Source organism: Pseudalkalibacillus sp. R45 (assembly GCF_052246725.1).
GTDB lineage: Bacteria > Bacillota > Bacilli > Bacillales > Fictibacillaceae > Pseudalkalibacillus.
In genome coordinates this window covers 1077966-1098971 of the sequence record NZ_JBQQCL010000001.1, presented here as the reverse complement: position 1 = coordinate 1098971, position 21006 = coordinate 1077966, and the positions used below count along the sequence as shown (strand labels likewise).

The 21006-nt window shown below is 43.8% G+C and carries 18 protein-coding genes; 17 read left to right on the top strand and 1 reads right to left on the bottom strand.

Features of this window, described 5'->3' with window-relative positions; genetic code table 11:
- Positions 1–241: 241 nt before the first annotated feature.
- The 9 genes from ACTWQL_RS05105 (at position 242) to ACTWQL_RS05065 (ending at position 11391) form a co-directional block, all read left to right on the top strand.
- Complete coding sequence (locus ACTWQL_RS05105) at positions 242–1294, top strand: M14 family metallopeptidase (protein WP_443141324.1); 1053 nt, start codon at positions 242–244, stop codon at positions 1292–1294.
- A gap of 654 nt (positions 1295–1948) precedes the next feature.
- Entirely contained in the window at positions 1949–2959 is a 1011-nt protein-coding gene (locus ACTWQL_RS05100) for a LacI family DNA-binding transcriptional regulator (RefSeq protein WP_443141323.1), read from the top strand.
- Between the two features lie 99 nt (positions 2960–3058).
- Entirely contained in the window at positions 3059–4375 is a 1317-nt protein-coding gene (locus ACTWQL_RS05095) for a sugar ABC transporter substrate-binding protein (RefSeq protein ID WP_443141322.1), read from the top strand.
- A gap of 71 nt (positions 4376–4446) precedes the next feature.
- Complete coding sequence (locus ACTWQL_RS05090) at positions 4447–5376, top strand: carbohydrate ABC transporter permease (RefSeq protein ID WP_443141321.1); 930 nt, start codon at positions 4447–4449, stop codon at positions 5374–5376.
- 3 nt (positions 5377–5379) lie between these two features.
- Positions 5380–6234 carry a carbohydrate ABC transporter permease gene (locus ACTWQL_RS05085; protein ID WP_443141320.1) on the top strand — a complete coding sequence of 285 codons (855 nt, stop codon included), beginning with the start codon at positions 5380–5382 and terminating at the stop codon, positions 6232–6234.
- Positions 6231–7502, top strand: coding sequence for a CehA/McbA family metallohydrolase (locus tag ACTWQL_RS05080; RefSeq protein WP_443141319.1), 1272 nt, complete (start codon positions 6231–6233; stop codon positions 7500–7502). Before ACTWQL_RS05085 ends, ACTWQL_RS05080 begins: the two co-directional genes overlap by 4 nt.
- Before the next feature lie 30 nt (positions 7503–7532).
- Positions 7533–8510, top strand: a complete 978-nt coding sequence (locus ACTWQL_RS05075) for an aldo/keto reductase (protein ID WP_443141318.1) — start codon at positions 7533–7535, stop codon at positions 8508–8510.
- Complete coding sequence (locus ACTWQL_RS05070) at positions 8500–9264, top strand: sugar phosphate isomerase/epimerase family protein (RefSeq protein WP_443141317.1); 765 nt, start codon at positions 8500–8502, stop codon at positions 9262–9264. Before ACTWQL_RS05075 ends, ACTWQL_RS05070 begins: the two co-directional genes overlap by 11 nt.
- Positions 9265–9288: 24 nt before the next feature.
- The gene (locus ACTWQL_RS05065; protein WP_443141316.1) at positions 9289–11391 is read left to right on the top strand and encodes a DUF5054 domain-containing protein; all 2103 of its coding nucleotides are present in this window, start codon (positions 9289–9291) and stop codon (positions 11389–11391) included.
- Positions 11392–11543: 152 nt separating this feature from the next.
- Here the strand turns inward: ACTWQL_RS05065 and ACTWQL_RS05060 are convergent, their stop codons facing one another.
- Positions 11544–11696, bottom strand: a complete 153-nt coding sequence (locus ACTWQL_RS05060) for a hypothetical protein (protein WP_443141315.1) — start codon at positions 11694–11696, stop codon at positions 11544–11546.
- A gap of 503 nt (positions 11697–12199) precedes the next feature.
- Here ACTWQL_RS05060 and ACTWQL_RS05055 point away from each other — a divergent pair.
- From ACTWQL_RS05055 to ACTWQL_RS05020, 8 genes are all read left to right on the top strand, one after another.
- Positions 12200–13042 (top strand): sugar phosphate isomerase/epimerase family protein, encoded by an 843-nt coding sequence (locus ACTWQL_RS05055; RefSeq protein WP_443141314.1) that lies wholly within the window; start codon positions 12200–12202, stop codon positions 13040–13042.
- A gap of 36 nt (positions 13043–13078) precedes the next feature.
- Positions 13079–14353, top strand: a complete 1275-nt coding sequence (locus ACTWQL_RS05050; RefSeq protein WP_443141313.1) for an extracellular solute-binding protein — start codon at positions 13079–13081, stop codon at positions 14351–14353.
- Positions 14354–14434: 81 nt separating this feature from the next.
- The gene (locus ACTWQL_RS05045; protein ID WP_443141312.1) at positions 14435–15385 is read left to right on the top strand and encodes a carbohydrate ABC transporter permease; all 951 of its coding nucleotides are present in this window, start codon (positions 14435–14437) and stop codon (positions 15383–15385) included.
- A gap of 18 nt (positions 15386–15403) precedes the next feature.
- A complete protein-coding gene (locus ACTWQL_RS05040; RefSeq protein ID WP_443141311.1) occupies positions 15404–16279 on the top strand; it encodes a carbohydrate ABC transporter permease in 876 nt (291 codons plus the stop codon).
- A 28-nt stretch (positions 16280–16307) separates the two neighbouring features.
- On the top strand, positions 16308–17333 hold the full coding sequence (gene iolG, locus ACTWQL_RS05035) for an inositol 2-dehydrogenase (protein ID WP_443141310.1): 1026 nt from the start codon (positions 16308–16310) through the stop codon (positions 17331–17333).
- A gap of 78 nt (positions 17334–17411) precedes the next feature.
- Complete coding sequence (gene iolB / locus ACTWQL_RS05030; RefSeq protein WP_443141309.1) at positions 17412–18227, top strand: 5-deoxy-glucuronate isomerase; 816 nt, start codon at positions 17412–17414, stop codon at positions 18225–18227.
- A gap of 42 nt (positions 18228–18269) precedes the next feature.
- Entirely contained in the window at positions 18270–19268 is a 999-nt protein-coding gene (gene iolC / locus ACTWQL_RS05025) for a 5-dehydro-2-deoxygluconokinase (protein ID WP_443141308.1), read from the top strand.
- A gap of 25 nt (positions 19269–19293) precedes the next feature.
- Complete coding sequence (locus ACTWQL_RS05020) at positions 19294–20757, top strand: CoA-acylating methylmalonate-semialdehyde dehydrogenase (protein WP_443141307.1); 1464 nt, start codon at positions 19294–19296, stop codon at positions 20755–20757.
- Positions 20758–21006: the final 249 nt, after the last annotated feature.

Below are 21006 nucleotides of genomic sequence, written 5' to 3'. Positions count from 1 at the left end.
ACGCACTCAGCTTGACCTACTTGATTGATAGTTAAATAGTTTTGATTTTATTTGCTTTGAAAAGTTTGCAGGATATAACAATGCAACAATTGAATGTAGGGTGTGGAATGTGGTCTGAATCTAGGAATTACAGGGATTTTCTGTAATTCTATTAGGTTCGGAAGGATAGAAAGTCGGTTACGAAAACGAGGCAGCCGGCTGATTTTACTATTTTTACATAATTATAGGAGGAGCTAGAATAATGAATCTGAAGAAGTTCAAACTGAAACAAACCCTCACGTATTTTTCCATTATCCTGTTGGGTAGCATCTTAATGTTACCGACGTCTACTAGTGCTCATGAAAGTGTAGTAGATCCACATCAAACGTATACGTACTCTGAGATGGTTCGTGATATTAAACTACTAGCTGAGAGGCATCCTGGTCTCATAGACTATAAAGTAATTGGCAAGAGTGAGTACGGACGCAACATCTATGCGGTCTCCCTCGGAAACAACGATCCTGGCGGACCATCCGTTTTTATCAACGGTTCCCATCATGCGAGAGAGTGGCTGACGACGAACCTCAACATGTACATGATCGATGAGTACGCTCGGGCATATCAAGCTGGAAGCACAATCGATGGTTATAATGTAAAAGAAGTATTGGATAAAACAACGATGTGGTTCGTTCCGATGGTCAATCCAGATGGCGTTACGCTACAACAGAGCGGTTTAGAACCTTTCCCGGATAACGTACATGACGACTTGATCCGGATGAATGAGGGAAGTACTGATTTTACGAGATGGAAAGCCAATGCTAAGGGCGTCGATTTGAACCGGAATTACAATGCGGATTGGAAAAACATCCAGGATGCTCGCCCCGAACCGAGCTGGGCATTTTATAAAGGGCCGGCACCACATAGCGCATCGGAAGTCAGGGCGGTGGTGAACTTTACAAAATCAATCATGCCTGAAATCGCTGTCCCTTATCACAGCGCTGGAGAAGTGATTTATTGGAACTATAAACAAACAGGGGCACAATATGACCGAGATCATCGGATCGCCAGTGAGGTCAGCAATATGACTGGGTATCAAATGATCTATGCTGGGGATAATCCGTCAGGCGGAGGGATGACAGATTGGTTCATCAGCAAATATCAACGACCGGGTCTAACAATGGAAATCGGAAAATATGCGGGTCAACGTCACCTTCCAATATCAGAATTCGATCCAGCCTGGGAAAAGAATAAATCCGTAGGACTGTACGCTGCAGAAGAAAGTTTCCAATTGTACGAAGCGAAATTCGGTAACTAAAAAATAATTGTAAAAGGACTAACTACCAAACAATCACAGTGGCGGAGTTAGTCCTTTTAATGTGTGTTAAACAAACGTTTGATTGAAATCGAAAACTCCATAACCCCAACCGTTCCCCGCACTTAAACAAACGCTTGATTGACCAAACACAAAAATTGTCGCAATATTCTCGGTGCCAGGCACGACAATTCAACCCTTGTGCCGCAACGATTCTCAGATGGTGCCAGGCACCGAAAACGAACCCATGCGGCACATGGGTTTTCAAAGTGTACCTGGCACCATTTTCAATCCCTTGTCCCGCAAGACTTTCAAAAGTGTACCAGGCACCGTTCTGGATCCCTTGGTGCAAATAGCTTTTGGATCGGTGTCTGGTACATTCTGTGGGTACAGTCTACCTCCTAAATTATTATTTTCTGAATATTGACATATTTCATTATGTTGTCTATAATGGCACCATATTAATGAAACCGGTTCGATTAAATTCTTTAAAAATCTCACATATCATACAAAAAAACTTTAAAAAAATTTATATTTTTTTGATTGTTAATGAAACCGGTTCGACGATTAAATAAACGATTCAACGAACGCTTCAACAGACAAAACACTTGTCTCACAAAAATAAATTTCGTTTTGGATGGGGTAGAGGAGATGGCTATGGTAACGATAGGTGATGTGGCAAAAGCTGCAGGTGTTTCTAAAAGCACCGTTTCAAATGTGTTCAGTAAAAAACGTCCAATAAGTAAGGAAGTGACAAATCGAGTTTTGGAAGTGGCAGCTCAGTTAAACTATGTACCCAATCATATGGCGCGGAGTCTAGCTACTAAGAAAACGATGATCATTGGATTGAAAATGCCTACTATAGATTATGAATTAAGCAGTTTTGAAACGAAAATCATAGACGGAGTTGTAAAGAAGTGCTCGGAAAAGAGCTATCGAGTCCTATTAGATAGAATCTACGAAAATGATGAGGCAAGTTTCGCTTCTCATGATCCAGTAGATGGAGTGATTTTATTAAATCCTAGAGATGAAGATGAGCGGATCAGGCAATATAAACGATCCAACACTCCCTTTGTAATTATTGGAAGACCAGATGAAAAAGATAATGACACGAAATATGTTGATAATAACAATACTGAAATGGTTAAGGAGGTTGGTGAATATCTGATCGCCAATGGTCACACCGATATTTTGTTTCTAAATGCATCCCTTCATATGACAGTGGCAGAGGATCGGAAAGCAGGGCTGAAAAAAGCCTATGAAAACTATGGCGTTCCATTCCAAGAAGACAACGTTATATATAATCATCAAAACCGATTTAAAACCTCTTCAGATTATGGTTACAAAAGTTTACTAGAAAAGTATAAAGAGAAGAAATACACCGCAATAATCGCAGATACAGATCGTGTGGCTCTTGGGGTCATGCGTGCTGCGAGAGAATTGAAAATCGACATTCCTAATGACCTTTCATTGATAGCGTTAAGTAACAATGAAACGCTAGCCCGCGAGATCAATCCACGACTCACCAGCACCGAATTGTTTCCTGAAAAGCTAGGAGAGGAAGCAGCCAGTATATTGATCACTACTCTGCATGATGATTTATCACCTAGAAGCAAAATCATTCCAGCGAAGCTTGTCATCCGTGATTCTTGTAAAAAAATAGAATAAAAATTTACTTCATGGAAGGGGGAGGTAAGCAAAAGATCAACTTTTTTAAGTTTTAATTGTAAGGGCTTACAAAAATGTTGAAAAAATAGGAGGATATCCATGAAAAAAGTGGTGTTGTATTTATTTATCACGTTATTGGTACTAGCTGGATGTCAATCGAACTCTGAAGGCTCTTCAGGAGAAAAAATGAATGTAGAACCTCCAGATCGTGACTTAGCAGCAGAGGGTCTTCCAGAATTCAATGAAAAAGTAGCAGATCTACCAAAAACCGATTTAGAGATTTGGTTAGCAGCTGACTATGTCAATACTGCCCCTATTAAAGATGCGATTGAAGAATTTAAAGAAGTGTATCCCAATATTTCAATCAAGACAGTAGGAATCGAATGGGGAGACATGCCTAATAAAATCAAATTAGCGGTTTCCAGTGGTGCCGTGCCTGATATGGGACATTCCCACGCTTTTGCAATGGGTGCTCAAGGACTTGCAGAGCCTGTCGATGACTTGTGGGAAGATTGGGGCGAGGAAGATAAATTCCTTCCAGGTGGAATTGAAGATGTCGTATGGAAAGACGTCAAATATGGGATGCCGATTGATGTGAATACAACCATTTACCTCTACAACGAAAAGGTTTTTGAAGAAAATGGCATCACTGAACCTCCGGAAACGTTTGATGAATTAGTGGAGGTTTCTAAAAAAGTGACCAGCAAAGAAGATGGTCGTTATGGGATTGTGACAAGTGCAAGTGGCTGGAGTTTCTTTGGTAATGTCGTAGCAGCTGGTACAAATAACCTGAAATTTGACGGAGACAACATAACAGCCAATCTTAATGATCCAACGATAGTGGAAACGATGGAAAAGTTCACTGGACTAGCTACCGAACATAAAGCTTCCCCAGTTCCGCCTCCGCAACAACGCCAGACAGATCACCCTGTGGCAATGTTCGGCTCGGGGAGAGCGGCTTCTTTTATTTCAGGTCCATGGGATATCGCCCGTATTAAAAATGAATTTCCACAAGCATATGAAGACTTAGCAACCGCTCCGCTTCCAGGTGGCGGAGAAGGATCGGTTTTAGGCGGAGGAAGCCTTTTCGTTCCTAAAGGTTCTGAAAACAAAGCTGCTTCCTTTGAGCTGATGAAATGGTTTGTTTCTGATAAGTATGCAATGAGATTGGCAAAAGAAGAAGGACGGCATCCGGTAAAAGCACACCTATATGAAGATGAGTTCTATGATGATCCACTTTTAAAACCATATGTGGATACCCTGCAATCCGCTGTTCCTTATAAATTGGAAGCATTTCCTGAAGCGAATGATGCGTGGGGTAAGGCACTGCGAGCATCCTTTGATGGAGCAGATCCGAAGAAACAGTTGGACAAAGCCCAAGAAATTGCAGAACAAGCGATTGAAAAATCAAACTGAGTTCCTGATTACAAAGGTTAGGTACAAAAGGGTATGTGGATGCATACCCTTTTCCTTTAAGGAGTGAAAACATGAAAGCAGAATCGGTCACACAACACAATCCTTCGCTAAAACACAAGCCACGGAAAGAGTTTCACAAATTGAAAGACTATACGAGTTCTTATTTATTCGTCCTACCGGCTTTAACGTTTTTGACAGTGTTTTCAATAATTCCGATCATCTACTTGATCTGGCTGAGCTTTTACAGTTATAGCCTTCCGACTCCACCTGAATTTACAGGGCTGAGTAACTATACCCAGATGTTGAAAGATAAGCTGTTCATCAAAAGTATCGGCAATACTCTCGTGTATACTGCAGGATCAATGGTTATTGGCTTGAGTGGTGCGATTGCGGTCGCTGTTCTTTTGAACCGGAAGCTTAAAGGAATTCGTCTTTTTAAAGTGTTTTATTTTCTCCCTACCATTACTTCCGAAGTTATTACCGCAATGATTTTTCTTTGGGTGTTTGATAATAACTTAGGAATCTTAAATTACATATTGAAGGTCGCAGGGGTGGAAAATCCTCCAGCATGGTTATTGCAGCCAGGTACAGCTATGCTCATCCTCATTTTGATCGGAGCGTGGAGAGGAACGGCTTACAATATCCCTATATTCCTCGCCGCTCTCCAAGCTGTACCACAATCCCTGTATGAAGCAGCAAGGATCGATGGCGCTAATGCTTGGAAACAATTCTGGCATATTACGTTGCCATCGATCATGCATATCCTGGTCTATTGCATGGTCATGTCAGTGATCGGTTCCTTCCAGGTCGTAGCTGTAGTCGATATATTGACGAACGGAGGCCCGATGGACAGCACGATGGTTGCGATCAAACACATTTGGCAGCAAGCATTTGAATTCAACTACGTCGGTTATGGAGCTGCTTTATCATTTGTGTTATTTCCATTCTTATTGTTTGTAACGTGGCTTCAACTAAAACTATCTTCCGGAAAGGAAAAATAACCGATGAAAAAGCAGAAAATCATCAAAAATTTCATCTTCTATTTTTTGCTCTCGTTCGTCTTGTTCGTATTTTTGGGCCCATACATTTGGATGTTGATGACGGCTGTGAAGTCCCAGGGTGAAGTGATGGTTTGGCCGCCTAAAATCCTGCCGACAGAATTTTATTGGGAGAATTTCTTGAGGATATGGCAGGAAACGAACCTTCCAAGAGCGTTTTTCAATAGTTTCATCGTTTCGATCATAGCTACGATCATAAATGTGTTCCTTGCTTCCTTAGCTGCATTCGCTTTTGCGCGGCTAAAATTTCCCGGTCGTGATAAGTTATTTCTCGTGGTCCTGGCGACGATGATGATCCCGACTGGATTGATGGTGGTGCCGCTATTTTTCATGATGAAGAACATTCCGTTTGCCGGACCTGATGGGTGGCTGGATTCATATACGGGGTTAATTCTCCCATTCGCCGTAACAGGTTTTGCCATTTTTCTCATGAGGCAGAGTTTCCTTGCCGTCCCGAAAGAACTGGATGAGCAAGCTACAATCGATGGTTGTTCAAAATTCCAGATCTATTGGAAAATCATCCTTCCGTTAAACAAACCAGTGATTGCGTTAGTTGCGATTTTCAGCTTTCTGAGTCATTGGAACGAATATCTATGGCCGTTGACGATAGCGAGATCGCAAGAAATGTACACGATCCAGATTGCTCTGAAAGCGTTTCAAGGTCAATACAATATCGATTGGCCATTGGTTATGGCCGGCGCCACAACAGCAGCTTTACCGATGATAATTTTGTACTTTATCCTTCAACCTCTTTTTGAACAAGGATTAGGAGGGCTTGGATCAGGAGGGAAAGAATTGTGAGAAATACTGAGAATATCAGCCTAACTGAAGAGATAACGCTCACTACCACCTTATCTTCTTCTCAACAAGGAGACTACATTACATTGCCTTTTACGATCCCTGAGGACGTTGAAGAGGTCAGGGTCGAGTTGAGTTTTACTGAACCTGAGGCGAATGTGATTGATTTAGGAGTAGAAGATCCACATGGATTTAGGGGATGGAGTGGAGGTGCTCGCAGGGAGATTTTCCTTCGTGAAGACCGTGCAACCCCTGGCTATGAATTGGGAGAAATCCAGCCTGGTCAGTGGGGAGTCATTTTGAATGCCTACCGGGTTCCAAATGAATGTACAGTTACAGCAAAAGTCAACTTCAAGCGATGTGAATTTGAATGGTATAAAGGAGATCTTCACCTGCATTCCAATCATAGCGATGGTGCTTTTACGGTTTCAGAAGTGGTGGAAAACGTCAGGGAAGCTGGATTGCAATTTCTTGCGTTGACGGATCATAATACGTTCAGTCAAAACGTCCAGTATCCGATCGTTGAAGACCTTGCCATCATTCCAGCAGTCGAACTTACAACCAATAAGGGACACGCTAATTTTTACGGTGTACCTAAACCGTTTTTGGATTTCAGATGCAGAACGAAAGAGGATGTACAAGAAAAATTGGACGAGGGTATTGCGAATGGATCGATTGTGTCCATCAATCATCCACATTGTAATTTTTGCCCGTGGGAGTGGGGGTTAGATAACTTTCAGATAGAAGTGATCGAAATCTGGAATGGACCATGGAGCCAGCCTAACCATGCAACTCTAGAATGGTGGGATAACCAATTGCAGCAAGGAAAAAGGATTGTTGCGATAGGAGGAAGCGATACCCACCGCGAACACGATCAGATAAAATATGGAGTTCCTACGACATGGATAAACGCTGTTGCCCATTCACCTCGTAAACTATTAGAAGGTATGGTTAATGGTCGAGTCTGTGTATCAAGCTCACCAAAATCCCCCTGGGTTGAAATTAAGGTCGGTGAAACAGGCATGGGAGAGATTCATCAGAAAGACGAGCAACAAGATTTTTTTACATTAGAGGTTGAGTTTCAAGAAAAAGTGAACGGTGTATTCAAAGTCATGACCAACCAGGGCACAGTCTTTCAAGAGGAGCTAATCGATAAATCCTTCTCGATCCCATCCTGCATTCCAGCCAAAAGCCTCTACATTCGAGTTGAACTGTGGAATCAGGAATTAGATGAACCAATCGTGATCAGTAACCCCATTTATTTACGCTAGGAGAGATCATATCCCAAAGGAGGAACTCAGGTGGAATTTCAAGCGTTAAAGGGAGTAATCGATAAGAAGTATACGGAGAAAATATGCTCTAAACTGATCCTTGGAACCGCACATTTTCATGAATACGAACAGAAAGACCAAGCATTCAATTTGATGGATGACTTTGTGGAATTAAGTGGGAACATGTTCGATACTGCTCATCAGTACTTCAATAGTGAAGTTATTTTAGGAGAGTGGATTGAAAGCAAAGGGATTCGAGACAGCATTTACATTCTTACGAAAGGAGCTCATCCAGACGATGGGAAACCTGGTCCACGATTGAACCCTACCTCCATAATCAATGATCTAATGGAAAGTCTAGAGCGTCTCCGTACCAATTACATCGATTTCTATGCACTACATCGGGATGACAAAACCGTTGATGTAGGCTTGATTATGGAAGTTTTGAATGAACAGATCGCAAAGGGGCGTATTCACGCAATCGGGGCATCGAACTGGACACATCCACGGATTCAGGAAGCGAATGCTTATGCGTCCAAACATGGTTTGATCGGTTTTACCTTTAATAGTCCCCATCTCAGCCTTGCAAAGTGTAATGAACCGAGATGGCCAGGGTGTGTCTCAGCTGATAACGAACTGCTCGACTGGCATACCAGATCTCAAATGCCTTTATTGTCCTGGTCTTCTCAAGCAGGCGGTTTTTTCAGCGGCAGGTTTTCACCTGATGTGAAAAGCGACGAAGATATGGTCCGTGTATACTACTGTCCGGAGAACTGGGAGCGTTATGAACGTGCGTGTACTCTCGCTGAAACAAAAGGGGTTTCTCCGATTCAAATCGCATTGGCTTATGTACTCAATCAACCATTTTCAACCGGGGCAGTCATAGGTCCGTTTAATAAAACAGAACTGCTTTCATCCGTTGAGGGCGCAAAGATAAAGCTTTCTTCCAAAGAATTGGGTTGGTTGAACCTTAAGGAAGAAATGGGGGCTCAAGCTTATGAAAAATAAATTTGCGGCTCAATTATATACGTTGAGGAATGAAATCAGCGAAGATTTTCCGGGTGTCCTGAAATCTTTGAAAGAAATCGGATGGGAAGCTGTACAGATTGACGGATTGTTTGGTTATACACGAGAGGAAATCGCCGATACATTGAATACGTTAGAACTCCGAACCGCAGGGATCCATGTGGGTCTGGATCGCTTGAATAACGATCTAGAAAATGTTGTAGCAGAAGCGAATCTTTTTCAGACCACAGAAATCATATGCCCCTATTTGGATGATGCTATGAGGAATGCAGAGGGTTATATCAAAGCCAGGAAAGAGCTGAGAGAAGTTGCTAGTAAAATTGCCCCCCTAGGCTTGAAGCTTGGCTACCATAACCACGATTTTGAATTCCACACAAATATCGAAGGTGAGTTTGCGTTGGATTATATTCTTGAACCTTCAGATGATGTGCACCTCTTTCCGGAAATAGATACCTATTGGGTGAAAAAAGCAGGGCTGGATCCTTTGACCTACATGCAAAAATACTCATTGAAAATGCCGATACTACATTTGAAAGACATGACTAGTGATGGAAATGAAGATTTTGCCGAAATCGGGAATGGCTGCATTGAGTTTCAGCCAATTCTTCAATGGGGCGAACGAAATGGCGTGGAATGGTATGTAGTAGAACAGGATTACTGTACAGGACATCCATTAGACAGCCTAGCGATCAGTCTTGAAAATTTGCAGAAGATGACAACGAACATGACCAATTGAGAAATGGACTAGAGGTGAAACAACATGAAGGATATTGAAGTCGTACATGTAATCTTTAAGACGCACCTTGATTTAGGGTTTACCGATTTAGAAGAGAATGTGACAAAGCAATATTTGAACTTATACATCCCAAAAGCGATCCAATTAAGTGAAGAACTTGCCCGTAAAGAGGGAGCGGCTCAATTTGTTTGGACGACGGGTTCCTGGCTGATCCATGAATACCTGAAAAGAGCCGATGAAAAGCAAGTGAAGACAATTGAAGAAGCAATCTCAAAAGGTTACATTGCCTGGCATGGTCTGCCGTTCACAACTCATACCGAAATGATGGATCGCTGCCTATTTGAACACGGATTATCCCTTTCAAAAAGCCTGGACCAGAAATACGGGAGAAAAACAATTGCTGCAAAAATGACTGATGTACCAGGACATACGAAAGCGATGGTTTCTTCGATGGTGAAGTATGGGATGGAGTACTTGCATTTAGGCGTCAATCCTGCATCGAAAGTCCCTTCTGTCCCTAATTTGTTTGTTTGGGAAGGTAATGACGGGTCGCAATTAATCGTAAATTATGCCGACAATTATGGGGATGTACTCAGAGTAGATGGTTTGAACGAAGTAATGGTATTCGCCCACACAGGAGACAATTGCGGCCCCCCTTCGATTCAAGATATCCAACAAGAATTTGATGATCTATCGAAACGATTCCCGAATGCTAAAATCCAAGCTTCAAACATGGATGCTTTTGCTGTAAAACTCCGCTCAATCAAGCATAAACTACCTGTGATCCGAGAGGAGATCGGTGATACATGGATTCATGGAATGGGTACGGATCCGAAAAAAGTATCTCAATACAGAGAGTTGCTAAGGTTGTTGTCTGAATGGAAGGCAGAAGGAAATCTAATAGACACACATGAAACGTACAAAGGTTTCTTAGATGCATTATTGTTAATACCTGAACACACCTGGGGACTCGATGAGAAGAAGTATTTGAATGATTACAAGAATTATTCAAAACAGGACTTCCAGAGGGCGAGGAAACAGAATTTTATCTGTAAAGATGCTGTGCCTGATAAATATCATTACATAGGATCGTTTGCAATGGACGAATTTGATAACATGTCTGAGCAACTATTTTCAACAGACTGGGAGAATAGAAGTTACAGTCTTTTTGAACGTTCCTGGGAAGAGCAAAGGTCGTATGTGGAAAAGGCGGTAAATGCGCTGCCTGAAGATAAACAAAAGGAAGTAGAAGAGGTCTTCAAGTCAATTACACCAACTAAAATGGAAGGTGATTCAGAACAAAGGATCAAGGTGGGATCCTGTCATAGGCTCGGTCAATTCGATGTGATATTTTCGAGCGATGGGGGCATCTCCGGGTTAGTCGATCGATCTGGGAAACGATGGGCTGATTTTGAACACCGTTTAGGCGTATTCACCTATGAATCTTTCGGTGTGGAGAACTATAATAGATGGTTTGAACAATATGTAGAGGATATTGAACAAACCTATCGATGGTCAGAAGCTGATCAAGGAAAGCCTGGTTTTGAACTTGTAACACCAATGCCGAGACATGAAAGATTTGCACCAATGCTAGATTCGATCAGCATGGTATCGGGCGAATTAAAGGATGATGTGTATGTTCATTTGCATATGCCAAAGCGGGCAGTAGAATGCTTTGGCGCACCGAAAGAATTGCAAATACAATATGCCTTTAGTAAAAGAGACCCGACCATTGATGTTGAAGTGAATTGGTTTGAAAAAGAGGCAAACAGACTTCCAGAAGCAATCTGGTATTCTTTCGGTCTACTGGTAGATAACCCTAACCTATGGAAAATGGAAAAGATGGGGGAATGGATTTCTCCGTTAGAGGTAGTCAAGAATGGCAACCGTAATCTCCATGCAGTACAAAGTGGTTTATCCTATCATGGAGCGGACGGGAGAGCTGCTATTGAGACAAAGGATGCCCCGCTGGTTGCTCCGGGAAAACCTCGGCTTCTGCAATTTGATAATACCTTTGAATCACTCGATCATGGATTTCATTTTAATTTATACAACAATGTATGGGGAACCAACTTTCCGATGTGGTATGAAGAAGATGCGAAATTCAGATTCACCATAACACTCTAAATTAAAGGCTCTTTCCTAAAAGATTGTTGCTTTTGAGTCATTTTTAAAAAACCACTTTGTGCAAGTTGATTGGAGAGCAAGGTGCGAGACTCCTCGAACATGAAAATCGCATTTTCTTCGTGCGATGTAACGCTGCCGAAGCTTTCCTTGTCCTACGGGATCAGCGTGCCTACTACCTGAATAATCTCCTCGCAAGGCATGCGACGAGGAAGCTCGCTTCGACAGGACTTTCCTGTAGACGCAGGAGCACAAATGCTTCCTTGATAAGGAGACTCCTGAGGTCGTAAGGCGACGATTGAGCTCACCGCACGCCCCGCGGAAAGCGAGCATCCTGGAGAGGAAATCAACGACTTTTAAAGAAAACTTGGCGAGACCATGCCTTTTGTAGGTCGAGCCTTAGTTGCCCTTATACTGAAGAAAGTATTTAATACTTTCTTTAAGTGCAAGAGCAACAAAGTTTGCGAAAATAGCCAACTTAAAAAACATATAGCATTTCAAAACAAGAGCTCACTACCATTTACTGGTTATAGGCTCTTGTTTTTTCTTCCTTTACTAACTTTTGGGAAAGCGCTTTTTCACAATAACTAGTACTTTTTTAATAAAATTATCGCCATCTATTGTTAGATACGTAGTATTTTCGGATGAAATACAGATTAAATTGAATGAAAATTAAAAACATAGCTTTCTTTCAGAAAATTCTGTGTTAAGATTATGATCAAATAAGGAAAGCGCTTACCCAAACTTTACTTACAGGAATTCCAACCGTACAAAATACCGAAACTTTACTCAAATTGAAAGGAGGTCACACATGAAAATCGCGTTCAACCAGGCTACTACACTAGCTTCTTCAACGTTAGAACAGGATCTCATCTTATGTGAGAAACATGGATACGATTTTATCGAAATCCGGCTCGATAAGCTGAAAGAGTATCTCCAAACAAACACAATCGATGATCTCAAAGACTTTTTTAAAAACTCGAAAATGAAACCGCTGTCATTGAATGCGATCGAGTGGTTCACCTTCCAGAACGAAACCACTTTCGCATTGATGAAAGAAGACCTCAGGCTACTTGCAAATGTCGGCCAGCAAATCGGATGCAATACGATTGTTGCTGTTCCATCATTCGAAATCGGCGAAAAACATTGGTCCGAGATAAAGACGGAAACCATCCGCTGCCTCGATGAACTTTTTCAAGTGGTGAAAGACACTCCGATGAGACTGGCGCTCGAATTCGTCGGTTACCCAGAATGCTCGATCAACACACTTAATCGCGCACATGAAATCATCAATGAAATGGACAACGATCGGATTGGACTCGTCATCGACTGTTTTCACCTATATGCAATGAACTCCAATCTCGACGATCTAAAGAAGGTCGACAGAGACCAGATCTTCCTTTTCCATATTGATGACTGCGAAGATTTTGTCCCCGGCATACTCAGGGATCAGCATAGATTGTTCCCGGGTGAGGGAGTGATCGATCTCGACAAGATCATCTCGATCCTCAATGACAAAGGTTTCAACGGACCAGCGTCAGTTGAACTGTTCCGCCCGGCCTATTGGGAAATGGACCCTGAAACATGCATTCGACTATCTAAAGAAAAGACAGAAGGGATTTTAAAACGGATTGTCTCTGAAGGTATTTCTTAGCAAGTAAAATTTTCAAGATTAGGTGGTCAGATTAAAATGAAAAAAATGTTTGTTCTGTTCTTATCACTTGTAATGATCTTGGCTGTGTCAGGTTGTAACTCATCCGATGGTGAAGATGACAAAACCATCACGATTGCAATGGTCGCTGGTGCGGAATCAGCCGCTATAAAGCAGCTTGTCCCTCAATTTGAAGAAGAAACCGGCATAAAAGTCGAGTGGAATGAATTCGACTATAACACGTTATACGAACGGATCTATAACGATTTAAGAAACAAAACAGGTACGTACGACGTCATTTTTGCAGATGATCCTTGGATGCCGATGTTCGCGGGAGGCGGTTTCTTGACTCCTCTTGATGAACTCGATTACAAGCCAGAAGACGATTTTGCAGAAAAGTCTCGTCAAGTTTCGATGTGGCCGGCACCTGAAGGTCCGCGCCTCCCAGAAGAGGACAAGGATGCAAAGCCGCGTTACTATGGTGTCCCTCAAGTAGGTAATGTCCAGCTATTCTTCTATCGGAAGGATATTTTAAAAGAAGCCCCGGAGACATGGGGAGATCTTGATAAAGCGATCCAGGAGCACAAAGGCGAGACGAAGTACGGTTTCGTCCATCGTGGAGCCCGTGGTAACCCGATTGCAACGAACTTCAATGCGTTTTTATGGTCCCATGGAGGCGATTTCTTCGATGAAAAATGGAACGTCACCCTGGATAGTCCAGAATCGATCGAAGCATTGGAACGTTACGTAGCTTTTAAAGAAAATGCGCCGAAAGGTATCGCCAACTATGACGCAGACTCTATCGGACGTGTCATGTCTAAAGGTGATGCACTAGGCTCGATCGTATGGCCGGCCTGGGGAGAAACGATCGAAAATCCTGATAAATCTGAAGTGGCTGGAAAGATAGGTTACTCACTAGTCCCGAAAGCAGAAGGGAAAGAGCATGCTCCAATGATCGGAAACTGGATTTTCGGAATTCCGAAAGAGTCCGAATCGAAAGAATCAGCGCTCAAGTTCATCAAATGGGCTTCCTCTAAGGAAATCCAAAAGGAAATGACCAAGCTCGGCGGCATTCCGACTCGTTCGAGTGTACTGACAGATGAAGAGTTGTTAAAAGAATATCCGTATCTTGAAGCTGTCAACGAAGGACTTGAAAACGCGAAATGGCGCCCGCGTACACCGCTTTATTCTCAAGTGGAGGAAATTTACGGCACCTATCTGAACCAGGCTTTATCTGGAGATCTAACACCTGAACAGGCTATGAAAAAAGCGGCTGATAAAATCAGGGCGCTGATGAAAAAGAACGGGTATTAACTTGAAGCAAAAGGGGGTCCGCGCAACGGCTGACTCTTTAGCGTGAGCTGGGACACCCCGTACCCTTTAGGAGGGAAATGCATGAGTGAAAAATCCAATGTTTCTTTAACAGAGGTGGTGGAGCCAAAGGCCGTTCCCGGAAAGCCGCCAAAAAGAAGCATCATGGGGAGCGACAAGTTCCTTCCATATCTCTTGTTAGCCCCAACCATATTCATATTGCTGTTGTTGACGGTTTTTCCGATCATCTATTCCCTGGTGGTTTCACTCTCCAAATTTGACACCTTTGGGAATATGTCTGGGTTTGCAGGGGTGGAAAATTACGTATCCGCCTTGACGAGCGGCGTCTTCTGGAATGCGATCTTCGTCACCCTGTTATTTACTGCCCTGGCCGTAGCCATCCAACTGTTCCTTGGGTTCAATCTGGCACTGATGGTTTCGAAAGACGGAAAAATGATGACGTATTTGCGGTGGCTCTTGATCATTCCGATGATGCTTTCACCGTTGGTCGTTGCGATCGTCTTCAAGTTGATGCTGAACACCGATATGGGGATCGTCAACTATATTCTTGAAGGAATCGGGCTGCCCAAAATCAACTTTCTGGGCGAACCAGTGCTAGCATTCATTTCATTACTGCTGGTCGATGTATGGCAGTGGACGCCGATGGTCTTCCTCATCCTGCTTGCAGGATTGCAGGCATTGCCGCAGGATCCATTTGAAGCGGCTGAAATCGACGGCGCGTCCAAATTCCAGGTCATACGCTATGTGACAATACCGATGCTGAAACCCGTTTTGATCGTCGCATTGGTCATCCGTACAATGGATGCCCTTCGTACATTCGACCAGGTATTCGTCTTGACCCAGGGTGGACCAGGGCGAGCTACTGAAACGATCAGTTTTTTGATGTACCGTTCAGCGATGAAATTCTCTGATTTTGGTTACGCAGCAGCCGGGTTATTCATCGTTTTGATCATTACGATTGTGATTTCATCCTCATTGATCAGATTGATGAATCGGTCACAAGCAGCAAATTAAAAAGGTGGGAAAACGATCATGGCCCAAACATTACAATCTGTAAAAGACGGTGGTCTTAAGACAAAGCTGTTCCGTTTTTCATTTTTGACAATCACTGTCCTATTCATTTTGTTTCCGCTTTACTGGATGGTGATCACGAGCTTTAAGCGGGAAGTCGAATTGTTCTCAAACAACCAGACCTTCTTCCCGAAAGAGATCACATTACAGTATTATCTAGATTCGATTGAAGGCATCCTTTCGCCTAACAGCCCATTCATGAACTTCTTTATCAACAGTTCGATCGTCGCATTCACTTCGACCTTGTTTTGTCTGACGATCGGAGCCTTTGCGGCATACAGTCTTGCCAGGTTCAAAATGAAAGGAAAACGGAATGAACGCTTGTCCTTCGCGATTTTGACGGCAAGGATGCTTCCACCGATTGTTGTGGTCATCCCGTTGTATCTGATTATGCAAAAGGTAGGATTATTGAACACGTTATGGGCGATGTTGATCGTCTATACCGGCTTCAACCTTCCATTTGTCGTCTGGATGTTGAAAGCGTTCTTTGAAGAAATTCCGAAAGAGCTGGAAGAATCGGCTATGATCGATGGCTACTCGAGACTGATGGCCTTCTTCAAGGTGGTCTTGCCGTTAGCGCTTCCTGGATTGGTCGCCACGTCAATTTTCACGATCATCCTGACATGGAATGAATTCCTGTTTGCGATGTTTTTGCTGAATTCAACGGATGTCATGACTTTGCCAGCAGGGATTTCGACGTTCATCACACAGTTTAAGACGAATTGGGGAGCACTGACTGCTGCCGCAACCTTTTCGATTTTACCCGTATTGTTCTTCTCTTTCCTAGTCCAAAAGCATCTCGTCCGAGGCATGACGATGGGTGCTGTCAAAGGTTAAAAATTAAACAAATAATGGTGGTGTGAACATGACAGAAAAAGTGACGATCGGCATCATCGGAGCTGGAAGGATCGGCCAATTGCATGCCGACAATGCCCTCCGATCGGGACTGATCGAACTGAAAACGATAGCAGATATTTATACAGAGCACCTGGTCGGGACGGTCTATGAAAAAACGGTCCCAATCATCACGACTAACCCGGATGAACTATTCATTGATCCTGAAATCGATGCAATTCTTATCTGTTCAAGTACTGATACGCATACCGAATATATCATCAAGGCGGCCGAAGCTGGAAAACATATTTTTTGCGAAAAACCAATCAGCTTCAACATCGACCATACACAAAGAGCATTAGAAGTTGTAAAAAAAGAAGGCGTCAAATTCCAGGTCGGATTCAACCGTCGTTTCGATCGGCATTTCCGGAAGGTGTATGAGACAGTCCGCAGCGGCAAGATCGGCGAGCCGCATGTCATCAAAGTCACTTCCCGCGATCCTGAAGCGCCTCCAGAGGAATATATCCAGCGCTCAGGCGGTATGTTCATGGACATGACGATTCATGATTTTGATATGATCCGTTATTTGGCAGGGCAGAATGTGACGGAGATTTCGGTCCAGGCAACCTGTCTCGTCGATGAAAAGTTCACCCGGAATGATGACGTCGATACTGCAGTCATCACCTTGACCTTTGAGGATGGATCGTTAGGGGTGATCGATAATAGCCGCCAGGCCGTCTATGGCTATGATCAAAGAATCGAAGTCTTCGGCAATGCAGGAGTGGTGTCGGCTGAAAACGAACCGACCACGAATGTCCATATCAGTACAAAAGAAACTGTTACGCTCGATAACCCGAAGTATTTCTTTTTAGAACGCTATCAAGACGCGTATGTAGAAGAATTGGATGCATTTGTCCGTAGTATCCTTGAGGATTCACCCTTGATCTGCAGCGGGGAGGATGGTCTGCAGGCTGAGCTCCTGGCAATCGCCGCAAAAACATCCTTAAAGGAAAAAAGAGCTGTGAAACTATCAGAATTTCAAACGATTACGTCATAGATTCTGTCATTGAAAAAATCGCAGCAGTCCAACTGTGGGTTAAGCGCTTAACCCTGAATTTTTAATAGGAGGTAAACCATGCCAGAACTATTAGTGAAACCTGAGGAACGTGACCAAGACGGAAAAGTCATTTCTGTCACACCAGAATCAGCGGAATGGGACTATGTCGGTTTTGAAGTCTATTCTTTGAAAAAAGGAGAACTTCTCCAAAGAAAAACGGAAAATCAAGAGGTTTGTCTCGTTTTGTTGAGCGGAAAAGCTTCTGTGGAAACGAGTGAAGAACACTTTCAACAGATCGGGGAACGGATGAACGTCTTTGAAAAAGTCCCTCCTTATTCCGTTTATGTTCCTGATCATGATAAATACAAAATTACTGCCTTGACTGATCTCGAGCTCGCAGTGTGTGCAGCTCCAGGCAAAGGAAATCACAACGTACGCCTGATCCCTCCAGAAGATGTGGGTGTTGAAGATCGCGGCTATGGCCATATGACGCGAAAAATCCATAATATCCTCCCAGAACAACAACCGGCTGATAGTTTGCTAGTTGTTGAAGTGTTCACACCAGAAGGGAACTGGTCCAGCTATCCGCCACATAAACATGACACGGACAATCTACCGCATGAATCGTATTTGGAAGAGACGTATTACCATAAAATCAACCCGGAGAAAGGTTTCGTTTTCCAGCGCATTTATAACGACGATCGGAGTCTAGATGAATCGCTGGCTGTCGGAGATGGGAACGTCGTCGTCGTACCAGAAGGGTATCACCCAGTGTCCGCGCCTCCCGGATATGAATCCTATTATTTGAACGTCATGGCCGGACCGGTTCGAACATGGAAATTCCATAACGATCCCGATCATGAACACCTTTTTGAAAATGTCATGAAAAAATGAACACCTGAACGCTCGACTCTATGGAAGTGGAGGTTTTCACACGTGTATAAACTTGATTTAAAAAAAGATCGTCCTATTGATCTAATTGCGTTAGGCCGATTATGCATCGATCTGAATGCGAACGAAATCAACCGCCCGATGGAAGAAACCCGGACGTTCACTAAATATGTAGGCGGTTCGCCGGCAAACATTGCCATCGGTGCTGCCAGATTGGACCTAAAAACCGGCTTCATCGGAAAAGTATCGGATGATCAGATGGGACGTTTTATCCAACATTATTTAATTGAGAATGATATTGATGTCAGCGGTGTCGAAGTCGATCAGACAGGTGCGATGACAGGGCTCGCTTTTACAGAAATCAAAAGCCCCGAAGATTGCAGCATCTTGATGTATCGCGATAACGTCGCTGATCTGAAACTCTCGACGACTGACATTGATGAAGAATACATCAAACGCTCAAAGGCATTGCTCATCTCCGGAACAGCACTTGCCGCGAGTCCTTCAAGAGAAGCTGTCTACCTGGCGCTCGAATATGCGCGCAAACATGACGTTGTGGTCCTCTTTGACATTGATTATCGTCCTTATACGTGGAACTCCCCGGAAGAGACAGCGACGTTTTACAATCTAGCAGCGGAAAAATGTGATGTCATTATCGGCACGAGAGAAGAGTTCGATATGATGGAACAATTTGAACGAGAGGCGGGAGCGGACGATCAGAAGACGGCGAAAAAATGGTTCGATCATCACGCTGAAATCGTCATCATCAAGCATGGAGCGGAAGGATCGATCGCGTATACGAAGGATGGAGGATCGTATAAAGGCGGCATTTTCAAAACGAAAGTGCTCAAGACATTCGGAGCCGGCGACTCGTATGCTTCAGCCTTGATCTATGGCCTCTTCCAGGGGTGGGATCTACCGAGAGCGATGACATTTGGCAGTGCTTCGGCTTCGATCGTCATCTCGAAACATAGCTGTTCGGACGCCATGCCGACAGTGGAAGAGATCGAATCGTTCATGGCCGAAGCGCAACAGGTCACTTGAACAGCAATCAAAAGGAGGATTTCAAATGGCACAACAAACAGCTGTTAAAACGATAAAAAACTACGTAGGCGGAAAATGGATCGAGTCCAAATCGGACAAAACAGAACCTGTCTATAACCCTGCAACAGGGGAAGTGATCGGCAACGTCCCGATTTCAACACGGGAAGAACTGGATGAAGCCGTCGACGTGGCACGGAAAGCGTTCGAGGAATGGAGCCAGGTAGCGGTACCGAAACGGGCACGGATCATGTTCAAATACCAGCAGCTTCTCGTTGAAAAATGGGATGAGCTTGCCGAGCTGATCACAATTGAAAACGGGAAAAATTTTAAAGAAGCGTACGGCGAAGTGCAACGAGGGATCGAGTGTGTCGAGTTTGCGGCGGGTGCGCCAACATTGACGATGGGCTCACAGCTAGCCTCGATCGCCTCGGACCTCGAATCAGGAGAATATCGCTATCCGATCGGTGTCGTAGGCGGAATCACGCCATTCAACTTCCCGATGATGGTGCCATGCTGGATGTTCCCGCTCGCGATTGTGACAGGGAACACCTTCATCCTCAAGCCTTCTGAAAAAACACCGCTGCTTGCAAATAGGTTAGCGGAACTGTTTGAAGAAGCGGGCTTACCGGCGGGAGTCTTGAACATCGTCCATGGCGCACACGATGTCGTTAACGGACTCCTTGAAAATAAAGGGGTCAAAGCGATCTCTTTTGTCGGATCCCAGCCGGTTGCCGAGTATGTTTATAAAAAAGGGACAGATCATCTGAAGCGTGTCCAGGCGCTCGCTGGTGCGAAAAACCATTCGATCGTCCTTAATGATGCTAACCTCGAAAATGCCGCGACCCAGGTGTTGAACGCAGCCTTCGGTTCAGCTGGAGAACGTTGTATGGCTTGTTCTGTTGTCGCCGTACAGGAGGATGTCGCTGACGAGTTCATCGAAAACTTAAAGCAAAAAGTCGATGACATCAAAATCGGTAATGGACTTGACGATGGGGTATTCCTCGGTCCAGTGATCCGCGAACAGCATAAAGAGCGTACGTTGAATTATATTGAAACAGGTGAAAAAGAAGGAGCGCGCTTAGTCCGTGACGGCAGAAATGACGATACCGGTCAAGAGAACGGATACTTTGTCGGCGCGACGATCTTTGATGAAGTAACAAGCGAAATGAAGATCTGGCAGGATGAAATTTTTGCACCTGTCCTTTCGATCGCCCGTGTTAAAGACCTGGACGAAGCGGTCGAACTGACCAATCAATCCCGCTTTGCCAACGGTGCCTGCCTGTTTACGAGAGACGGAGGAAATGTTCGACGATTCCGTGAAACGATTGACGCTGGAATGCTGGGTGTCAATATCGGAGTGCCAGCCCCAATGGCGTTCTTTCCATTCTCAGGCTGGAAGGATTCATTTTACGGCGACCTTCATGCAAACGGGAAAGACGGTGTGAACTTTTACACGAGAAAGAAAGTACTGACTTCAAGGTGGGTTTGATCAGCTGATCCGGATAGAACTTCTTCTGTCCGGTTTCTTCAATATAAGTTCAGCTATAAAGTCAGGCTGTACTTTGAGAAGAGCGGCCAATCGAAAAATTTAACGTTCACCAGAGCCCTTATTTGTGAACATTTCCCTGATTTCACAGACCTAACGGACACCAGCGCTCTTATTTACATGAATTAGCTGAAAAAACATGCTCTTTTGGCAAAATAACGTCTCTCATGTCCGTTAGATTTCCAAAATACC